The sequence below is a fragment of the Pedobacter sp. 22163 genome, from assembly GCF_052045595.1.
Classification (GTDB): domain Bacteria; phylum Bacteroidota; class Bacteroidia; order Sphingobacteriales; family Sphingobacteriaceae; genus Pedobacter.
Genome location: NZ_JBQEPM010000001.1, coordinates 61505 through 81320, shown reverse-complemented (window position 1 = coordinate 81320; position 19816 = coordinate 61505). Strand labels below are relative to the sequence as shown.

Annotated in this window: 11 protein-coding genes and 1 other RNA gene; 5 read left to right on the top strand and 7 right to left on the bottom strand. The window is 38.3% G+C overall.

What is annotated here, in order from left to right; genetic code table 11:
* The first annotated feature begins 31 nt into the window (after positions 1-31).
* Positions 32-2302 (top strand): glycosyltransferase, encoded by a 2271-nt coding sequence (locus ACTJKN_RS00305; RefSeq protein ID WP_440821657.1) that lies wholly within the window; start codon positions 32-34, stop codon positions 2300-2302.
* A gap of 339 nt (positions 2303-2641) precedes the next feature.
* On the opposite strand, the gene ACTJKN_RS00300 is transcribed toward ACTJKN_RS00305, so the two are convergent.
* Entirely contained in the window at positions 2642-4108 is a 1467-nt protein-coding gene (locus tag ACTJKN_RS00300; RefSeq protein WP_440821655.1) for a glycoside hydrolase family 130 protein, read from the bottom strand.
* A 178-nt stretch (positions 4109-4286) separates the two neighbouring features.
* Here ACTJKN_RS00300 and ACTJKN_RS00295 point away from each other — a divergent pair, with 178 nt between their 5' ends.
* Positions 4287-5354 carry a sensor histidine kinase gene (locus ACTJKN_RS00295; RefSeq protein WP_440821653.1) on the top strand — a complete coding sequence of 356 codons (1068 nt, stop codon included), beginning with the start codon at positions 4287-4289 and terminating at the stop codon, positions 5352-5354.
* Here ACTJKN_RS00295 and ACTJKN_RS00290 read toward each other — a convergent pair.
* Positions 5340-6398: a metallophosphoesterase gene (locus ACTJKN_RS00290; protein ID WP_440821651.1), complete on the bottom strand. Its 1059-nt coding sequence runs from the start codon at positions 6396-6398 to the stop codon at positions 5340-5342. The genes ACTJKN_RS00295 and ACTJKN_RS00290 overlap by 15 nt on opposite strands.
* A 306-nt stretch (positions 6399-6704) precedes the next feature.
* Between ACTJKN_RS00290 and ACTJKN_RS00285 the strand changes: the two genes are divergently transcribed.
* On the top strand, positions 6705-7907 hold the full coding sequence (locus ACTJKN_RS00285; RefSeq protein ID WP_440821649.1) for a DUF763 domain-containing protein: 1203 nt from the start codon (positions 6705-6707) through the stop codon (positions 7905-7907).
* Positions 7908-8427: 520 nt separating this feature from the next.
* Here ACTJKN_RS00285 and ACTJKN_RS00280 read toward each other — a convergent pair.
* Together ACTJKN_RS00280 and gltB are read right to left on the bottom strand one after the other, a co-directional pair.
* The gene (locus ACTJKN_RS00280) at positions 8428-9894 is read right to left on the bottom strand and encodes a glutamate synthase subunit beta (protein WP_230141104.1); all 1467 of its coding nucleotides are present in this window, start codon (positions 9892-9894) and stop codon (positions 8428-8430) included.
* A 3-nt stretch (positions 9895-9897) separates the two neighbouring features.
* Entirely contained in the window at positions 9898-14397 is a 4500-nt protein-coding gene (gltB, locus tag ACTJKN_RS00275) for a glutamate synthase large subunit (RefSeq protein WP_440821646.1), read from the bottom strand.
* A 423-nt stretch (positions 14398-14820) separates the two neighbouring features.
* On the opposite strand from gltB, the gene ffs reads away from it, so the two are divergent.
* An RNA gene (gene ffs / locus ACTJKN_RS00270) (signal recognition particle sRNA small type) lies at positions 14821-14920 on the top strand.
* 88 nt (positions 14921-15008) lie between these two features.
* On the top strand, positions 15009-15668 hold the full coding sequence (gene fsa, locus ACTJKN_RS00265; RefSeq protein ID WP_131032427.1) for a fructose-6-phosphate aldolase: 660 nt from the start codon (positions 15009-15011) through the stop codon (positions 15666-15668).
* 828 nt (positions 15669-16496) lie between these two features.
* Here the strand turns inward: fsa and ACTJKN_RS00260 are convergent.
* From ACTJKN_RS00260 to ACTJKN_RS00250, 3 genes are all read right to left on the bottom strand, one after another.
* Entirely contained in the window at positions 16497-17003 is a 507-nt protein-coding gene (locus ACTJKN_RS00260; RefSeq protein WP_440821644.1) for a D-glycero-alpha-D-manno-heptose-1,7-bisphosphate 7-phosphatase, read from the bottom strand.
* 135 nt (positions 17004-17138) lie between these two features.
* Positions 17139-18425 (bottom strand): sugar MFS transporter, encoded by a 1287-nt coding sequence (locus ACTJKN_RS00255; RefSeq protein ID WP_440821642.1) that lies wholly within the window; start codon positions 18423-18425, stop codon positions 17139-17141.
* A gap of 116 nt (positions 18426-18541) precedes the next feature.
* Positions 18542-19663: a formylglycine-generating enzyme family protein gene (locus ACTJKN_RS00250; protein ID WP_440821640.1), complete on the bottom strand. Its 1122-nt coding sequence runs from the start codon at positions 19661-19663 to the stop codon at positions 18542-18544.
* Between the last annotated feature and the right edge of the window lie 153 nt (positions 19664-19816).

The window sequence follows — 19816 nt, the reverse complement described above, 5'->3', positions numbered from 1 at the left end:
TTATTTAAGTATCAACCCTATTTGAATATATATGAAAATCGCCTACATTTCAACCTATCCTCCTCGTGAATGCGGTTTAGCTACATTTAATCAAAATTTGGTTAATGCCTTAAGTTTAAATCCTGCTTATAATTCACAGAAAAGTTTTGTTGTTGCATTAAATGAATCGGATGATGTTAATGAACACGATTACCCAAACGAAGTGAAATTCGTTATCCGTCAGCAAAACCAAAAAGATTATATTGAAGCTGCAGATTTTATCAATAACAGTGATGTAGATAGTTGTATTATTGAACATGAATTCGGTATATATGGCGGCAATAGCGGCGTATTCTTATTGTCCTTAATCAATAGATTAAAAAAGCCATTCATTACCATTTTGCATACGGTTTTAAAAGAACCGAATTTTATGCAACAGACCATTATTAAAGAGATTGCTGTTAAATCATCTAAAATAGTGGTGATGAGCAAAAAAGCAGTCATGTTTTTAACCAGTATTTATCAGATCCCTAAGGCTTCAATCAAATTAATTGAACATGGCGTTCCAGATCTGGAACCTATACCCAATAATGAAATTGCGCAAAGTGCGCTTTTTACCAATCGAAAAGTGCTTTTTACATTTGGCTTAATTAGCAGAAATAAAGGCCTAGAAACCGTAATTAAAGCTTTGCCAGAAATTGTCGCTCAACATCCAGATGTTTTATATGTGATTCTGGGCAATACTCATCCAGGCGTTGTCAAACATAATGGCGAAGAATATCGCGATAGTTTGAAAACATTGGCGAAAGATTTAGGTGTAGAAAACAATATTGCTTTCGTTAATAAATTTGTATCTGAAAAAGAATTGCATCAGTATTTAACAGCCTGTTATTTATACATCACGCCTTATTTAAATGAAGCTCAGATTACCAGCGGTACTTTATCATATGCCATTGGTGCAGGTGCAGCAGTAGTTTCTACCCCATATTGGCATGCACAAGAGCTTTTAGCCGATAATAGAGGCAAATTATTTGATTTTAAAAATGATGCACAACTGGCAACCATTGTAAACGAACTTTTAAGCGATAAAGACAAATACCAGAAACTGAAGCAAAATGCCTACGAATATGGATTGAATCTTCGCTGGCCTGCCATTGGAGGCGTTTATCTTAACGTTTTAAATGAAGCTGTGGCAGTAGGGAAAAAGCCAGAAAGAGTTACTCCTCCTATTATTGATGTAGAAGGTATGCCAGCGCTTAACTTAGATCATATTTCGTTACTAACAGATGATACCGGAATTATTCAGCATGCCCGTTTTGGTATTCCAAATTTGAAAGAAGGTTATTGTATTGATGATAATGCCAGAGCGCTGATTATGGCATTAATGGCTGTCGAGCGCGATAAAAACCCAAAAGCTTTAAAATTCATGCCTGTTTATCTCAGCTTTATTCAATATATGCAAACGGATGACGGGAATTTTAGGAATTTCTTAAGCTTTAACCGTAATTATTTAGATGAAATAGGTTCAGAAGATTCATTTGGCCGTACCATCTGGTCATTGGGCTATTTAGTTTGCAGTGCACCCAACAATTCTTACCGTGAATTTGGTAGGGAGTTATTGTTTCATGCTATTCCACATTTTAAAGGATTAAAATATCTCCGTGGAAAAGCCAATACCATCATTGGTCTATCGTATTATCTATGTGCCCATCCGGGTGACGAGTTAATCACAAAAGAAATCAATATGCTGGCCAATTCTTTAACGGCGTCTTATCAAGACAATAAAGATGGCGATTGGCATTGGTTTGAAGATATTCTTACCTATGATAATGCAATCCTTCCTTTGGCTTTGCTTCATCATTACGAAGTTACGGGGAATACAACATCCTATAAAATTGCGATGGAGAGTATTGAGTTTTTAAATAGTTTTTCTTTCGAAAATGGATATCTAAATCCGGTGGGAAATGCAGGATGGATGAAAAAACATGGTAAAAACCCTATCTACGACCAACAGGCTATAGAAACGATGGCAATGGTTTTACTCTATGCTAAAACATTCGAGGTAACAAAAGATGATAAATATTTAAATTTAATGCACATCAGTTATCAGTGGTTTTTAGGAAAAAACAGCCTGCATATTCCTTTATACGATTTTGAAACACATGGATGTGCAGATGGACTACAGTTTAACAGTGTGAACAGGAATCAGGGCGCGGAGAGTACATTGGCCTATTTCATCTCACATTTGGCCATATTAAAAGCCGCAGAAGCAGAATATGAAACGCTGTCGTCTCCATTGGTGGAGGCCGATAAATGTAGTTAGAAATTAATTTGTCTGGGAAATATTAAAGGCCGATTTAGAAATGAATCGGCCTTTATTATTATTATTATCCGTCATTGCGAGAAGGAACGACGAAGCAATCTTATTTTAAGAGAATAATATCGTCATTAGACTAAAGCTTACCGATTTAAGTATTGTTTTTATTTACTAATGGTATGCTTGCTTATTTTACAGGTTTCATCGGTAGCGTATGGAGAATTCGAAGGCGCTGCGAAGCAAAATCTTTAAACTTTTCGGTAGCCTAGTCCAAAGATTTCTCCACTCCGCCTTGCTTCGGTCGAGATGACGATTTTTCTACTGGGGTCTGTTGAAGAATCTATTTTAGTTATTCTCCAGTAGTTTAGCCAGCAACAATTCCAGATTTACGGTTGCAAACGAAGAACTATAATCAGATAAACCATAAGGAATAATTAATTCGCCATTACTGATAATCGATCCACAGGAATATACCACGTTGGGCACATAACCTTCACGTTCATCATTATTCGGAATAATCAACGGCTCTTTTAAATGGCCTATTTCTATACTTGGGTTTTCAAGATCCAATAAACTTACGCCAATACAATACCTCCGCATTGGCCCCACCCCATGTGTAATTACAATCCATCCTTTTTCTGTTTCTATCGGAGAACCGCAATTGCCAATCTGTACCAACTCCCAATCATACCGAGGTTGTTTTAAGAGAACCGGGTTTTCCCACACATTAACCTTATCAGAAAACATCAGGTAATTATTCCAGCCATCTATCCGACTCATCATCACGTATTTCCCTTTGATTTTTCTTGGAAATAAAGCCAGATTCTTATTTTGTGCACCATCGCCATAAAGTGGAATCACCTTGAACTCGTAAAAATCTTCAGTTTGTACTAACTTGGGAATAATTAAAGAACCGTCGAAGGCGGTATATGTAGCGTAGTATAGTACTTTGCCATCATCTTTAATAAATTTAACAAAACGAGCATCTTCAATCCCTTTACGTTCAAATTCTGAAATAGGAAAAATTACACGGTCAGAAATATCTGTATCCTTCGAAAAAGTTATGGTGTGGTAAGTGTCTGATAGCCAAAGTATTTTATCGTACTCGATTAAACGTGATGGATTTTCTTTATGTAAACTTTTAGAATCTTTAATGATATTGCTCAAACTGGTATATTCAAATTTATCATCCAGTTTTGATTCAATTTCTTCTAATACGGAAGGATCAATCTGCGCGTAGGCTGCTTTTTTTAAGAATAGTTTTTTTACGTAAATGGCATTCTTCACCACCTCAGCCTCATCAACATAATTGCCAACAGGTAAAACCTGAATATTATTGTTTTTATCAATTAAAGCACGCCTGAAAACAATTGAAGAAATATGTCCCTCACCTACAGCCCTAAAACTGATGATTACCCGTTTTTCGCCCTCTACTAAATCGGTTTGATCGGGATCGTCTACAATGCTTGGATTAAAAAAAGCTGCCGATTCTATTGAATATTCATGTGTAAAGTAAGCACCGATCAGCAATCTGGTGTATTCATCAATATCTTCGAATTCGGTACCTAAGACCGCAAACTGTTTTTTTAATTTTTTACAGTGCCGGGTCAGGATTTTGGTAATATTCCGGTGTCTTTTAGAATATTCCTGTAAGATAGGCGATATCAGCGAAAAAACTTTTTCATCTGAAAACTCTAAAACCTTCCTGATTACTTCTAATGCTCTCTCCTCTCCGTTAAAAAAAAAACGGGCAATAACTCTTTTAGTATCCGGGTTAACCTTAACAGGTTTACGTTCTATGTATAATCTCATTATTATGCTGTTTTGTAGTAATTTAAAGCCTTCGTCACTATTTCTTCCAACTTTATATTAACGAAATTTACGACTTAATTGTTTATATTATCTACAGTATTTGCACATAATTTTTACCTTTAGTTATTCACCCTTATATATTAATTAACCTTAAACGCATTACTAAAAAGCAGATAACATGATTCCATCAGATGAAACCTTGCGTTTAGGAAAATTAAGATACTACGAGATTTTAAGTACACCTGCAGAAAGTGCTTTTAATCAGATTGCACAATTGGCTGCTGAAATATTTGATGTTCCGAATGCAGGTATCGGTTTTCAGACGGATGGCGACATTTTTATGAAAGCTCAAGTGGGATCATCAATCGGCTTACCTCTAAAAAATGATGCATTTACTTTTTTTGCCTCTTCTCCGATAAGCTCGCCTGAGGGTTATCCCATTGGTCTGATTTACGTTGCCGATACTAAATTTAAAACAGCCGAAGAGCAGCAGCTAAAAATGCTGAGGCATTTAGCGGGTATGGTAACGGAAAAACTGGAATCTAGAATTGCAACCAGAAGGGCTTTAAGGGCCTACGATGATCGTTTACATGTACTTGTTCATGATCTTAAAAACCCGATGACAACCATTTCACTTCAATCTGAATTGCTGGGACGCATTCCAGGTATTAATGACAAAGCCTCATTAATTGCCGGTAAGATTAATGCACAATCGAAAAGAATGATTGATAATCTGAACGACATTTTAAGCGTTGCCCGAAAAGATGCGCACTCGTTTAAGCCCAAAAAAGCAAAAGTTGACCTTAAAGAAGTGCTCGACGAAGTAAAGTTTAATTTGGATTTAGCACTTAAACAGAAAAAACAAACCGTTTTGATCGATATTGAAACTCCGGTAGAAATCTTTGGTGATGCGGATAAACTTAAGGTTGTTTTTAGTCAATTACTGAACAATGCCATTAAGTTTTCTCCAAAAGGAAAGGAAATTAAAATATCACATCAAACTGCAGAAAATGAAGTAACCATTGCAATAAAAGATTACGGTGTGGGTTTAACAGAAGAAGATCTTGATAAAATTTTCTTAAAATTCGCAACATTAACGGCTGTGGCAACAGATCATGAAAACACCTATGGTTTGGGGCTAATTACTGCAAATGCCTTAGTAGATATACATAAGGGAAAGTTGTGGGTAGAGAGCGGAGGAAAAGATTTGGGTACAACTTTCTACGTAACGCTACCCATTAAATAAGTTTAAATCTAATAATTCGCTGAGTTTCATTTCTTCGAGCAAAATTCTTTCAGGAATAGCATTTCTGTGGTACGACCATTTTATTAACCTTATAAAGCCATTCTCGATTTCGATACCAGTCATATCGCCATCACTAAAACAACAACATCCGCTATTAAAGTAACTTGGTTTGTATTTGCCAAAACGTGGCCTTTTATCGCCTTCTTTTATCAGTTTACGAAGCGCTGCATTTAAAACAGCAAGATCATCAGCATTCTTTTCTTTTTTTGCTTTTTTAAGTTTTATATAAATCCGTTCCAGGTGTGTTAATGATGCGAAAACCGGCTGATGCGTATGTCCGGTAATTAAAGCCAGGTTCTTTTTTGTAGCAACCCAGCTGTACATGAGTGCGTTATGCGCTGTTTTAAGCTGGTTGCTGTATGCTGGTGTATTTGGATTAATCTGAAGGTACGATTGCAGTGGTGCCCAAACTGTACTCACAAACCATTTGCTAAACCAGTTTCCATCGCTCTGTAAATCGCCCTGATGGCCGTGGGTCAAGAAAATATCAAATTTACTTTCGCCTACTGGCATTCTTAAGATGGCCCCTTCATAAATGTGGATTTTGGTTCCATAAATTCTATTAAGGTTAAATCCTGCTAAAGGATCATTATCCCAATATAAATCGTGGTTACCAAATATTTTAGTGAAATGGTTTTTTGAAATAAAAGCTTTTTCTGCCTCGAAAGTATCCTTATTATGTTTAATTACAGATTCCAGTAAATTCTCCCAAAGTTCTTCGCTATCGCCCAAATTTATGTAATGGAAATCTTGCTGGTTGTAATATTCGAGTGCCTTTAAATAATTCTTTTCAGCTAAAGTAAAATCATCGGCATAATCGCGAGCCCCCTTATGTTGATCAGATAAAATGATAAATTTATCAGTTTCTGTAACTTCAAAAATAGGTCCCCGTGTACCAGGTGTTGTATTGATGTTTTTGTATAGTTTATTTAAAGCCGTGTGGATACGTTTACGGTTTGGCCTTGAACCAAATTTATTCGACATGCGTATAATCCAGGCACTGAGTAAACGTTGTAAGAATTTTCGCATTTATGAATCAGTCTTCGCTGTTGAATAGTTTCTCAAAATAACAAAAAATATCACCAATCGTTTTTTCTGAAAAGCAATAGTTGTAATTCTTAGGTTAGGTTCGGCCTTGCTTTCCGTTTTATGCCGATGAAAAATCGACATGCTCACTCCAATCAAGTTTAGTTAACACCGGTTAATCGCATTTATTAAAGTCAGGTCCTTTCTATCGCCAATAAAATAATACCTTTATTATTAAATAATATTTTACTAAATTTGTTAGTATTGAAAAGATCAGGAAGCGCAGATTTACCCCTACATTATGGCCATGTACCACCATGGCTGGCCCAGCGTATGGCAACACTTGGCTTGGCTATAACGGAAGCGATACTATTAGAATATGGTAAGGCAGAAGTAATACGCCGTTTAAGCAGTCCTTTTTGGTTTCAGAGTTTAGGCGCTGTTATGGGGATGGACTGGCATTCGTCTGGCATTACGACATCGGTAATGGGTGCCTTAAAGAAATCGATTAATCCCTTATCGAAAGAATTGGGCATTTACATTTGCGGAGGCAAAGGAAAACACAGCAGAGAAACGCCAAATGAACTTTTAAAAATTGCCGATAAAACGGGTTTAAATGGAACAGCATTGGTTCGGGCCAGTAAACTCAGTGCAAAAGTAGACAACACGGCCATTCAGGATGGTTTTCAATTGTATCTTCATAGTTTTATTTTAAGTAGCGAAGGCGACTGGGCAGTAGTGCAACAAGGCATGAGCGATAGTAGCTCGACAGCAAGAAGATACCACTGGCATTCTGAGAACCTAAAATCTTTTGTCGAAGAACCGCACACCGGTATCTGTGGTATTAATCAAGGTAAGATTCTGAACCTAACAGCTAATGATGCTGATAAAACAAGGCAGAGCATGATGAGTATTACAGCTGAATCGCCGGTAAGGATGCTTAATGAAATACAAAAACTGGTATTGCCTGATCATCATGAGGTAAAATCAAAAGATGTAGATTTAAAACGTTTGGGGAGTATTTTATGGCTGGCACAGGAAAAGCAACCGAGCGATTTTGAAGAATTATTATTACTCGAAGGCATGGGGCCAAGAACCTTACAATCGATGGCTTTAGTAAGTGAGGTGATTTATGGCACACCTTCCCGATTTAGCGACCCTGCCCGTTATTCTTTTGCACATGGCGGTAAAGATGGGCATCCCTTCCCTGTTCCGGTAAATGTATATGATGAGACCATAAGTGTTTTGCAGAAAGCAATTGAAAAAGCGAAGATTGGAAATACAGATAAACAACAAGCCATCAAATCACTACATCAAATCGCACGAAATGCGGAAAAAGATTTTATTCCGAATATGGATTTTGAAAAGGTAATTCAAAAAGAACGTGCTGAAAGCTGGAAATATGGCGGCAGAACAGTTTTTGGGAAAGAAAAGCCACCAAAGGATGAGCAGTTGAAGTTGTTTTAAGTACTATAAGTAATCCTCATCTCTAAATGAGGGCTATATTATCCCTTAAAGAATCGTCATCCTGATTTTATTTCAGGATCTATCCAGTAATCATATCTTATAAGTATTCATTCCGTGATTTCAGTGCTTCCGTGGCAGAAAATTAATCAGCGATTACACAGCATGATAGATACTGAAACAAGTTCAGCATGATGACCGACTTATTTCTCGAACCATCGTCATTTCGACCGTAGTGGAGAAATCTTTCTCATAACTTGGTTCAAAGATCTCTCCACTACGCGTTGCTTCGGTCGAGATGATGACCTATTTATTAGATCTGTCAATAGTAGCGAATCGAAGAATCTTTCCAAGAACATTTTTTCCTACGACACTAATAAATCTGTGTTCATCCTATTTTATCTGTGGTTAATTAATTCCGTGGAAGAGAATTAATTAACGATTACACAGCATGACGAGAAGGACTAAACAAAAAAGGTCGTGGTTTGCACCACGACCCTAAAAATATAGAATTTAAAACCTACTAAGCGTATGCAACTGCATCTTTCGATGCCAGTTTAGTTGTCCCCATCAAGTATTCGTCTACCTTACGGGCAGCCTCTCTACCTTCTGAAATGGCCCAAACTACTAACGATTGTCCACGGCGAACATCACCTGCGGCAAAAATCTTAGCAATATTGGTTTGGTAAGTGTGTTCAGATGCTTTTACGTTTCCGCGGTTATCCAATTCCACACCTAACTTCTCAATTAAACCTTCTTTTTGAGGATGTAAGAAACCCATTGCTAAAAGTACCAGTTCGCATGGAAGATCTCTTTCGGTACCAGCCACTTCTTTAAAAGTAACCGGACGTCCGTTTGCATCAATTTCCCATTCTACATCAACTACTTTTAATGCTTTAAGGTTTCCTTTTTCGTCAGCAATAAAGTTTTTAGTATTTACCGACCAAGCCCTTTGTGCACCTTCTTCATGAGAAGAAGTATTTTTTAGCAACATCGGGTAATTTGGCCAAGGCATATGCTCGTTACGTGCCTGTGGTGGCATCGGCATAATCTCGAATTGTGTAACCGATTTCGCCCCATGACGGTTTGAAGTACCAATACAGTCAGATCCGGTATCGCCACCACCAATTACAATTACATTTTTGCCTGTAGCCATAATATCTTCCGCTTCAACGGCTCTGCTCGCTACACGTTTATTTTGTTGTTTCAAGAAATCCATTGCAAAGTGGACCCCTTTAGCAGAACGGCCGTCAATTGGCAAATCGCGTGGAATAGTTGAGCCACCAGCCAATACAATCGCGCTGAAATCGCGTAACAAAGTACCTATCTCAACATTCTCGCCAACATTGGCATTACATTTAAAAATGATGCCTTCTTCTTTCATTAAATCGATACGGCGATCTACTACATTTTTCTGTAGTTTAAAATCAGGAATACCGTACCTCAATAAACCACCTGGAGCATCATCACGTTCGAAAACGGTAACTTCATGTCCAACTTTATTTAACTGAGCAGCAGCAGCTAAGCCTGCAGGACCTGAACCAATTACAGCAACTTTTTTACCGGTTCTGATTAATGGTGCTTTTGCTTTGATAAATCCTTTTTCGAAAGCAATTTCGATGATGTGTTTTTCAATTTCCTCGATAGAAACTGGCGGGCGGTTAATGCCTAAAACACATGCTGATTCGCATGGTGCAGGACAAATTCTACCTGTAAATTCAGGGAAATTATTGGTGCTTAATAAAATATTTGCAGCTAATTCCCATTTACCCTGATAAACAGCGTCGTTAAATTCTGGTATCACGTTACCCAATGGGCAGCCTGATTGGCAGAAAGGTACGCCGCAATCCATACAACGGGCAGCTTGATTGTTTAATTCTTTTGAGGGTAATTCATTTAAAAATTCCCCATAGTGTTTTACACGTGTTGCAGCCTCTTCTCTGGTGGGCGCAACTCTATCGTATTCTTGAAATCCTGTTACTTTTCCCATGGCCTAGTGTGTTTTTACTTGTTGATTACGTTTGCTTAAAACTGCTTTGTATTCTTTAGGGAATACTTTTACAAAATGAGCAGATTGAGTTTTCCAGTCGCTTAAGATAAACTCAGCTACTCTACTATCCGTTAAGCGGATATGCGTTTTAAGTAAGGCCAAAATACGCTCCTCATCCTCAGCTTGTAATGGATCAAGATCAACCATTTCTTTATTGCATTTGCGTGCAAAGGTTCCGTTGGCATCATAAATCCAGGCCACACCGCCACTCATACCAGCAGCGAAATTGCTTCCGGTATCACCAAGAATCAGCACTTCACCCCCTGTCATGTATTCGCAACCGTGATCGCCCACTCCTTCAACAACAGCTGTTGCACCAGAGTTACGTACGGCGAAACGCTCGCCTGCTTTACCACGGGCAAATAACTCACCAGAAGTTGCACCATAAAGGGCTACGTTACCGATAATGATATTTTGCTCAGGGATAAAAGTTGAGTTTGAGAAAGGATAAATGGCCAACCTTGCGCCCGATAATCCTTTACCCACATAATCGTTCGCCTCACCTTCTAATGATAACGTTACCCCACGGGTATTGAAAGCACCAAAACTCTGTCCGGCCGAACCAACGAATTTAAAGTTGATCGTATCCGGAGGTAAACCAGCACCTAAATGAACTTTCGAAATTTCATTTGATAACATGGTACCCAGCGCACGGTCGGTATTTTTTACATCAAAACTGGCAAAAACCGGTTCGTTATGGTCAATAGCAGGTTGTGCAGCAGCAATTAATTTATGATCTAAAACATGATCCAAACCATGATCCTGGCCTTCGGTATTAAATAAAGGCAAACCATTTTCTTCAGCTTTATATAATATAGCTGATAAATCAAGGTGTTTCAGTTTCCAGTCTTCAGCAGGCAATTCGCGTACTTTTAAAATATCAGCCTGACCGATCATTTCGTGGATGGTTCTGAAACCTAATTCAGCCATAATCTCACGCAACTCTTCCGCAAGGAAATAAAATAAGTTCACTACATGATCAGCATCACCCGTAAATAATTTTCTTAATTCCGGATCTTGTGTTGCTACGCCAACCGGACAAGTATTTAAATGGCATTTACGCATCATAATACATCCCGAAGTTACCAAGGCTGCTGTTGCAACACCCCATTCTTCAGCACCTAATAATGCAGCGATGGCGATATCCCTACCCGTTTTAAGCTGACCATCTGTTTGTAACACGATACGGTTACGCAATTTGTTTTTTACCAAAGTTTGGTGTGCTTCTGCTAATCCTAACTCCCATGGTAAACCAGCATGTTGGATGGAGGTTAAAGGAGATGCTCCCGTTCCACCATCAAAACCAGATACCAGAATCACATCGGCATGTGCTTTAGCAACACCAGCGGCAATAGTACCTACGCCAGCTTTCGAAACCAATTTCACATTGATCCTTGCTGCACGGTTAGCATTTTTCAGATCAAAAATTAACTGTGCTAAATCTTCGATCGAATAAATATCGTGGTGAGGCGGAGGAGAAATTAAACCAACACCCGGTGTAGAGTGACGAACTTTTGCAATCCAGTCATCTACTTTGTGTCCTGGTAATTGACCACCTTCTCCTGGTTTAGCACCCTGAGCCATTTTAATCTGTAACTCATCAGCATTGGTTAAGTAGTAACTGGTTACACCAAAACGTGCAGAAGCAACTTGTTTAATTGCCGAACGCATGCTATCGCCATTTGGCAATTTAGTATAACGCATTTCATCTTCACCACCCTCTCCGGTATTGCTCTTTCCACCGATACGGTTCATGGCAATGGCTAAAGTAGAGTGTGCCTCATGGGAAATTGAACCGAAAGACATCGCTCCCGTTGCAAATCTTTTTAAAATTGCCTCGGTAGATTCTACTTCACTTAAAGGTACCGATGGACGGCTATAGTTAAATTCGAACAATCCACGGATGGTATAAGCTTGTTGTGTTTGCTCATTCACCAGTTTAGAGTACTGTTTGAAAATATTATAATCGTTTTTACGTGTTGCGTTTTGCAACAGGTGAATGGTTTGCGGGTTAAACAAATGCGCTTCACCTTTACGACGGAATTTATAAGTTCCACCTGCTGGCAACAGGTTTTCGGTTTCTGTTAACGGACCAAAACTACGGTGATGTTTAATTAACGTTTCTTTTGCAATTTCATCCAGTCCCAGACCACCAATACGTGAAACTGCACCAGTGAAATAAGTATTCACTACCTGTTTATTTAAACCTAAAATCTCGAAAATCTGCGCACCCTGGTATGATTGCAGGGTTGAGATTCCCATTTTAGAGAAGATTTTAAGTAAACCGCTATTTACCGCGTAGATATAGTTTTTAGTAAGCTGCTCTGTTGATAAGCCCGATTCTTCTTTAAACTCGTTAATGGTTTCCAAAGCCAGGTAAGGGTTAATTGCCGTAACACCAAAGCCCAGTAATGTGGCAAAATGATGTACTTCCCAAATATCGCCGGCCTCTATTACAATACCTACAGCACCGCGGTATCCTTTGCGGATTAAGTGATGGTGTACAGCAGAAACTGCCAATAAAGAAGGCATTGCAGCATGCTCAGAGTCAATAGCCCTATCGGTTAATACAATTACTTGGAAACCATCTTCAACCGCATCAACCGCATAACGGCATAAACGGTCTAAGGCTTTTGCCATAGCGCCCGGCTTGCCATCAGCCCTGAAATAAGTCTGTAAAGTTTTCGCCTGGAAAACACCGGTATCAATACTTCTTAACTTCTCTAATTCCTGGTTGGTTAATATTGGGTGTTTAATGGCTACACAGTGTGCTTGTTTTGGAGTTTCTTCCAGCAAGTTACCCATGCTGCCCATAAAACTGGCCAAACTCATGACCACTTTCTCCCTGATCGGATCAATTGGCGGATTGGTTACCTGTGCAAATAACTGCTTAAAATAAGAAGATAAATGCTGAGGACGTTTTGATAAAATAGCCAATGGTGTATCGGTACCCATCGAACCAATTGGTTCTTTACCTTCAATGGCCATAGGTTTAAGCAAAAGATCTACATCTTCTCTACTGTAACCAAAAACCTGTTGATATTTAAAAATAGACTCTGTAGATAAGCCGGTAAACATTACACGCGGCTCAGGTAATTCCTCTAAACGGATCTGGTATTGATTAATCCAATCGGCATAAGGGCTTTTGCCACAAACTTCTTCTTTAATTTCGTTATCGCTGATAATTCTGCCCTGCTCCATATCCACCACGAACATTTTACCAGGTGTTAAACGACCTTTTTCGATTACAGTACTTTGGTCGATGGCTAATGCACCAGCCTCGGAGCCCATAATTACGCGGTCATCAGAAGTAATGGCATAACGGGATGGGCGAAGACCATTACGGTCTAAAGTAGCACCTATTAATTTACCGTCGGTAAAAGCAATGGCTGCAGGTCCATCCCATGGCTCCATCAAAGTAGCATGGAATTCGTAGAATGCCCTTTTAACGGGATCCATATCTTCGTTACCATCCCAGGCTTCAGGCACCAACATCATTAATACATGAGGCAGGGTTCTTCCTGAATGCAGTAGCAGTTCAATAACATTATCTAAACAGCCTGAATCTGAATTGGTTTCGTCAATTACAGGCAATAACATATCTAATTCTTCCGGTGTAAAGTAAGCCGAAGCAAAAGACTTAACGCCTGCTCTAAACCAGTTTAAATTTCCTTGTAAAGTGTTGATCTCACCATTATGTGCAATAAAGCGGAATGGCTGCGCCAACCTCCAGGAAGGGAAAGTATTGGTTGCAAAACGTGAGTGAACTAAACCTAAAGCAGAAACCATGCGCTTATCGGTTAGATCGGTAAAATATGTACGTACCTGTAAAGAAGTAAGCTGACCTTTATATATAATGGTTTGCGCAGAAAGCGAAACAATATAAAAATCTTTACCACCATGAACGGTGTTTACGATCAGTTTAATCAGGTAATTTTTAAAAATATAAAGTTTACGTTCGAAATCTGCCCCTGGTGCAACTGCATAAGGACGGGCAATAAATACCTGCTCAATTTCTGGTTCAACAGAAAGGGCCATATTGCCAATATCTGTGGTGTCAACATCAACTTTTCTAAAGCCTAAAATTTCCAGGCCTAATTTTTCGGCGGCACGGTAAATCAATTCTCTGCACTCTTCTCTCGATCTGATATCTTTTGGCATAAATAACATACCTACACCATAATTATTGGTTTCTGGTAGGCTAAAGCCAGCTTTTAAACATTCGTCGTAAAAAAATTCGTGAGGAATCTGAATCATAATACCTGCACCATCGCCTGTATTTGGTTCTGCTCCACATGCCCCTCTATGATCTAGATTCTCTAAAATAGTAAGTGCATCAGAGATGATTTGATGCGATTTTCGCCCTTTCACATGTGCAACGAACCCAATACCGCAGGCATCGTGTTCAAATTGCGCATCGTACAATCCACTGTTTGGTTCCATTCTTTGCTCGTTAGTTGTTAGTGTATAGGAAACACTAAGATACGAAAAACAAATCTTAAATTACAGAGTTGACATGATTTTTAGAAAAATTTTAGTCCTTAAGTAATTTAAAGCTTTTAGATTAAAAAAATGATAATGATATTAGTAAATATTTATCAAATTTATAATGATAATATTATACAATAAATGCACTTTTTCTGTTAAATTCTATCATAAATCGTTTTAATTATATAATTTATTTGTGAATATTTAATTCATATACAAATAGTATGCTTAAAATATTGTTTATCTTGTATTTCCTTCTATAATCTAAAAATACACATTTTGATTTTATTAATTTACTAATCAGCTACATAGCCTAAAAGAGAAAAAAAATACAAAAATGCGTTTTGCAAAACAACTTCTTTTTCTACCTTTGTGGCCGGGCAAGTCTTTTACGACCAGCTCCCTTTGAACTCCCCCAGGGTGGGAACACAGCAAGGGTAGAAGGTTGTAGCGGTGCGATAGAAGGTGCTTGCCCTTTTTTTTTCTTTTCCCTTAATCCCCTGAAGGGGGAACTAAATTCTTCAGGGTTCAATCATAGAAACTCAAATATTTAAGAATTTATAAACATGAAATTTTTTATTGACACAGCAAATCTTGATCAAATCAAAGAAGCGCAAGATCTTGGCATTTTAGATGGCGTAACCACCAACCCTAGCTTAATGGCGAAAGAAGGTATTACTGGCGAACAAAATGTAATTAACCACTACAAAGCTATCTGCGATATTGTTGATGATAACGTAAGTGCAGAAGTTATTGCTACTACCTTCGATGAGATTGTTAAAGAAGGTGAAGCTTTAGCCGCTTTAAACCCGAAAATTGTAGTAAAAGTACCAATGATTAAAGATGGTGTTAAAGCCATTAAATATTTCTCATCAAAAGGAATTAAAACCAACTGTACTTTAATTTTTTCTGCCGGACAGGCGTTATTAGCTGCTAAAGCTGGAGCTACTTATGTTTCTCCGTTTTTAGGCCGTTTAGATGATATTTCTAGCGATGGTTTGGTTTTAATCGAAGATATCAGAACTATTTTTGATAACTACGGTTACGAAACCCAGATTTTAGCTGCATCAATCCGCGGACCATTACACATTGTAAATTGTGCTAAATTAGGTGCTGATGTAATTACTGCACCATTGGCTGCCATTGCAGGTTTATTAAAACACCCACTAACAGATAGCGGTTTAGCTACATTTTTAGCTGACCACGCTAAAGCTGCTGGGAAATAAGAATTATAAAGTCGAAAGTCTTTTAGTCCTAAGTCTTGAGTCGGATTTCCGGTTTAAGACTTAGGATTTTTGTTTTATGGCATCTTACGAAATCTCAATGGGTAAGTGCGTGGAAGGATTTCGTAAGTATTAAGGTAGGGACAAGCATATAGAATTTCAGAAGCTTCTGACTGACGAAGTTATCATCCGCTCTTCGTAAGTTATTGCGATTTTCTTTTTTGGAGCGCAGAAACAGTGCTGGTCGGTTTCTGCAGTCCTGCTTTCCATTATATTCCGGTAATTTTTCAATAATGATAAATTAATCGAATACCGGAATGCCATTTCAATCAGGGCTAGGTGGCCAGGGAACTTGCGAAATCTCAATGGGCAAGTGCATGGAAGGATTTCGCAAGTATGAGGTGGGGAAAGCGTAATAGCATTTCAGGAGCTTCTGACTGACGAAGTTATTTATCCGCTCCTTCCCTTTCTAAACTTCGTAAGTCATTGCGTTATGCTGCGTTAACGATGGAAACGGCATCCTTTTTGGCTGTATCCTGAGGGATAATGTTATTAAGTTAAGGATAAATCATAAAAAGATGTCACCCTGAGCGTAGTCGAAGGGCATTTATTTGCGTTTTATCTATCTCAAGAAGTCTTCGACTACGCTCAGACTGACAACCGCGTTGCTTAACTTAATGACATTGCCTCTGGCGCAGTCAAAGGACAGCCAAAAAGATATAGTGTACAGCGTGTTAAAACGCCCAAATGATCAAGCTTTAATCAATGGTCTAAACCTTAAATCAATATAAATCTGGATTTAGCGTTTTTTATGCACTTTGAAAAGAGCCTTTAAACTAAAGACTCACGTCTAAGGACTTCTTTAATCTTCTCATAACTAATTTGCTCATCAGGTTCGATTAGAATGCCCTTTACGCCTGCCCCATTTGCAGCTTCAACATCTCTTGGCTTATCGCCGATCATAATAGATTGTGCCGGGTCGATGTCGTACATATCAATTGCATCTAAAATCATTCCCGAGGCAGGTTTTCTGCACTTGCATTCGCCACCAACTGTGGGGTGATGCGGACAATAATAAAAACCAGCAATATCGGCGCCTTTAGCCACAAAAGCGTTGCGGAGCATTTGGTGCATAATGGCCAGCTCTTGCTTGGTATAACGGTTTAAGGCAATACCGCCCTGGTTGGTAATTACGATTAAAAGATAACCTTCATCGAATAGTTTTTTTAATACTGGAATCTGGTAATCGAGGATTTTAAAATCTTCAACACGGCAGATGTAATCATATATTTCGTGATTAAGTACACCATCACGGTCTAGAAAAATAGCTTTATTCATTATTGAGATATGAGTATTGAGATATGAGATTCAGACCTCGTTTATAATTTCGCCAAAATAACTGAAAATTAAGGACAAAAGAAAGCCCAATCTAATTAAAGACCGAGCTTAATCATAAAATTTATTTGGCTTTGGTTATTTTAAATTTAATCCTACTTTATGGCCTTTTATAGCAAAATATAAAAGGTAAAAATATGCGGGAAGCATGGCATACAAAAATGCATGCTGGAAATCAATTCCCAACGAATCCTTTAAATAGCCATAAATTAAAGGCCAAATAGCACCGCCTGCAATGCCCATTATCATTATGCCTGAGCCTGTTTTCGTAAATCTACCTAATCCATTTATACCCAATGGAAATATTGCAGGCCATAATAATGCATTAGCGATGCCTAAGAGTGCTACAAAAATATATGAGGTAAATCCTGATGTAAAAACAGAGATAACTGTAAATGTAATGCCTACAACTGTACAAATTCTTAGCGCAAACTGTTGAGATATGAATCTAGGAATAGTCGCAATTCCAATAAAATAGCCTATGAGCATACAACCTAATGTAAAAGCAGTCCCATATTTTATAAAAAATGGAGGAAGTGATAATAATCTTCCATAGGTACCAATAATATCTCCAGCCATTACTTCCACAGCAACACAAAAGAATATAGCTAGCGCTCCTAAAAATAAATGCGGGAAATCAAAAATGCTATTTTTCTTTTTTGCAGTTTCATCAATATTAATTTCTTCTTTATTAACATCTACCTCTGGCATTTTTACGAAAAATACAATTAATGCCAGAATTGCGACACCTACACCAACGCCAATGTAAGGGCCATGCAAACGATTTGATAACTCTTCAAGTAGTGCATCGTGTTCTGCTCCAATTTTCAATTCTTTTACCTTTGCTGATATTGAATCATAATCTTTTAAAAGAATACTGCCCAATACAAAAGGAACTATAATTCCGGCAGTTTTATTAAAAATGCCTACAATAGATATTCTTCGTGCTGCGCTATCTATTGGACCAATAATACTTAAATAAGGATTAACAGCCGTTTGAAGCAGCGCCATTCCGGAGGCCTGTACGAATATAGCGAGTAAAAAAAGAATGTAATTTAATTGTGTAGCTGCTGGCAAGATGATTAGGGCACCCGCTACAATCAAAAATAAGCTCAGAACAATACCGTTTTTGAATCCAATTTTATCAAGTATCCAGGAACTAGGTAAGGCTAAAAAGAAATAAGCAATATATGATGCTGAAAGGACAAAAAATGCTTGTAAATCTGTTTGTAAATTAAATGCCAATCTTACAAACGGGATTAAAGCTCCATTAGCCCATGTTATGTAGCCTAAAATAAAAAATAGAGCACAACATATAATCATTGGCAGTAATGCAGTTCTCTTTTGTGTTTCAGTTTGATTCATCTTTCTTGATAAAGTTATTTGGTTCGGTTTAATTTGTTCGGACCAAACTAAACAATAATATTAAATAAAATAAGGATCAAACGTTTGCGTGATTTTAACTTTAACAGAAAAGGGCTTTAGTCAGTGCTCACGCACCTAAAACCGGTATGCTCCAAGCCTGTATCAACAGAAGTTTTCATCCTCGAAGTCACCCGGTAACCTTTACAATAAGAGGCATTACACATAAAAGAACCACCCCTTACCACTCTTTTAGGTATAGTCGGCTCCATCGGGTCATAGCTGTCTGAAGGACCTTTAGGATTGGTGCTCAACCCTGAAAGCTTGCTATAATAATCAGGCCGGTACCAATCGCTGCACCACTCCCATACGTTGCCCGCCATATCATAAAGTCCATAACCGTTCGGCTTAAATTTTTTTACGGCAGCTAAACCATTAAAGCCATCCCAATTCGTGTTTTTAACCGGGAAGCTCCCCTGCCAGGTATTGGCTTTTACTTTACCTTTTTCTATATCTTCATTCCCCCATGGATATTTTTCATTTTTCAAAGCACCTCTTGCGGCATACTCCCACTCTGCTTCTGTTGGTAAACGTTTACCCGACCATTTACAATAGGCCATGGCATCATCCCAGGATACATGTACCACCGGAAAGTTTTCTTTTCCTTTAATATCACTGTTAGGGCCATGAGGATGTTTCCAATTGGCGCCTTTAACCCAACGCCACCATTGCGAGGCATCATTTAAAGAGGTAACACTTTTAGGCTGATAGAAGACCAAAGATGCTGCAACAAAAACACTGTCGGGCGGTTTTGGCGTACCTGCCGGAAGCTGTTTCTTCATTTCTTCCCAATCAGGCTTACGCTCGGCCGTAGTAAGATACCCCGTAGCATCTACAAACTTTTTAAAACTGGCATTGGTTACTTCGGTAACATCAATCCAGAAAGAAGAGACTTTAACCTGATGTTGCGGGTATTCATCATCCCTTCCCTCTTTATCAGAAGCACCCATGGCAAACTCGCCTGCCGGAATTAAAACCATGCCTTCATGACTTGCTTTATTATTGGAAGCGAAACTTGAAGCATCTTTTACGGCACCAAAACGGCTTGGCATATTTTTTTCGCATGAGGCCAAAGAATCTTGCTTATGTTTAGCCTGTTCTTCTTCCTTAGCGTGTTTAGATTGACAAGAAAGTATAAAGAGCAGCGGCAAAAAAAACAAAGCAGAAAGAAATCTATGCATGATTGATATTAAATTAGGAGCAATAAAAATATCAATTAAGTTTAAAAAAGAGAAGCTAAATAATTAATTCGCCTATAAATCAATACACTAACGCATTTGGCGATTTTTTATTTGCAGGAAATGCTTCATAACCCTATATTTGCACCACTTTAA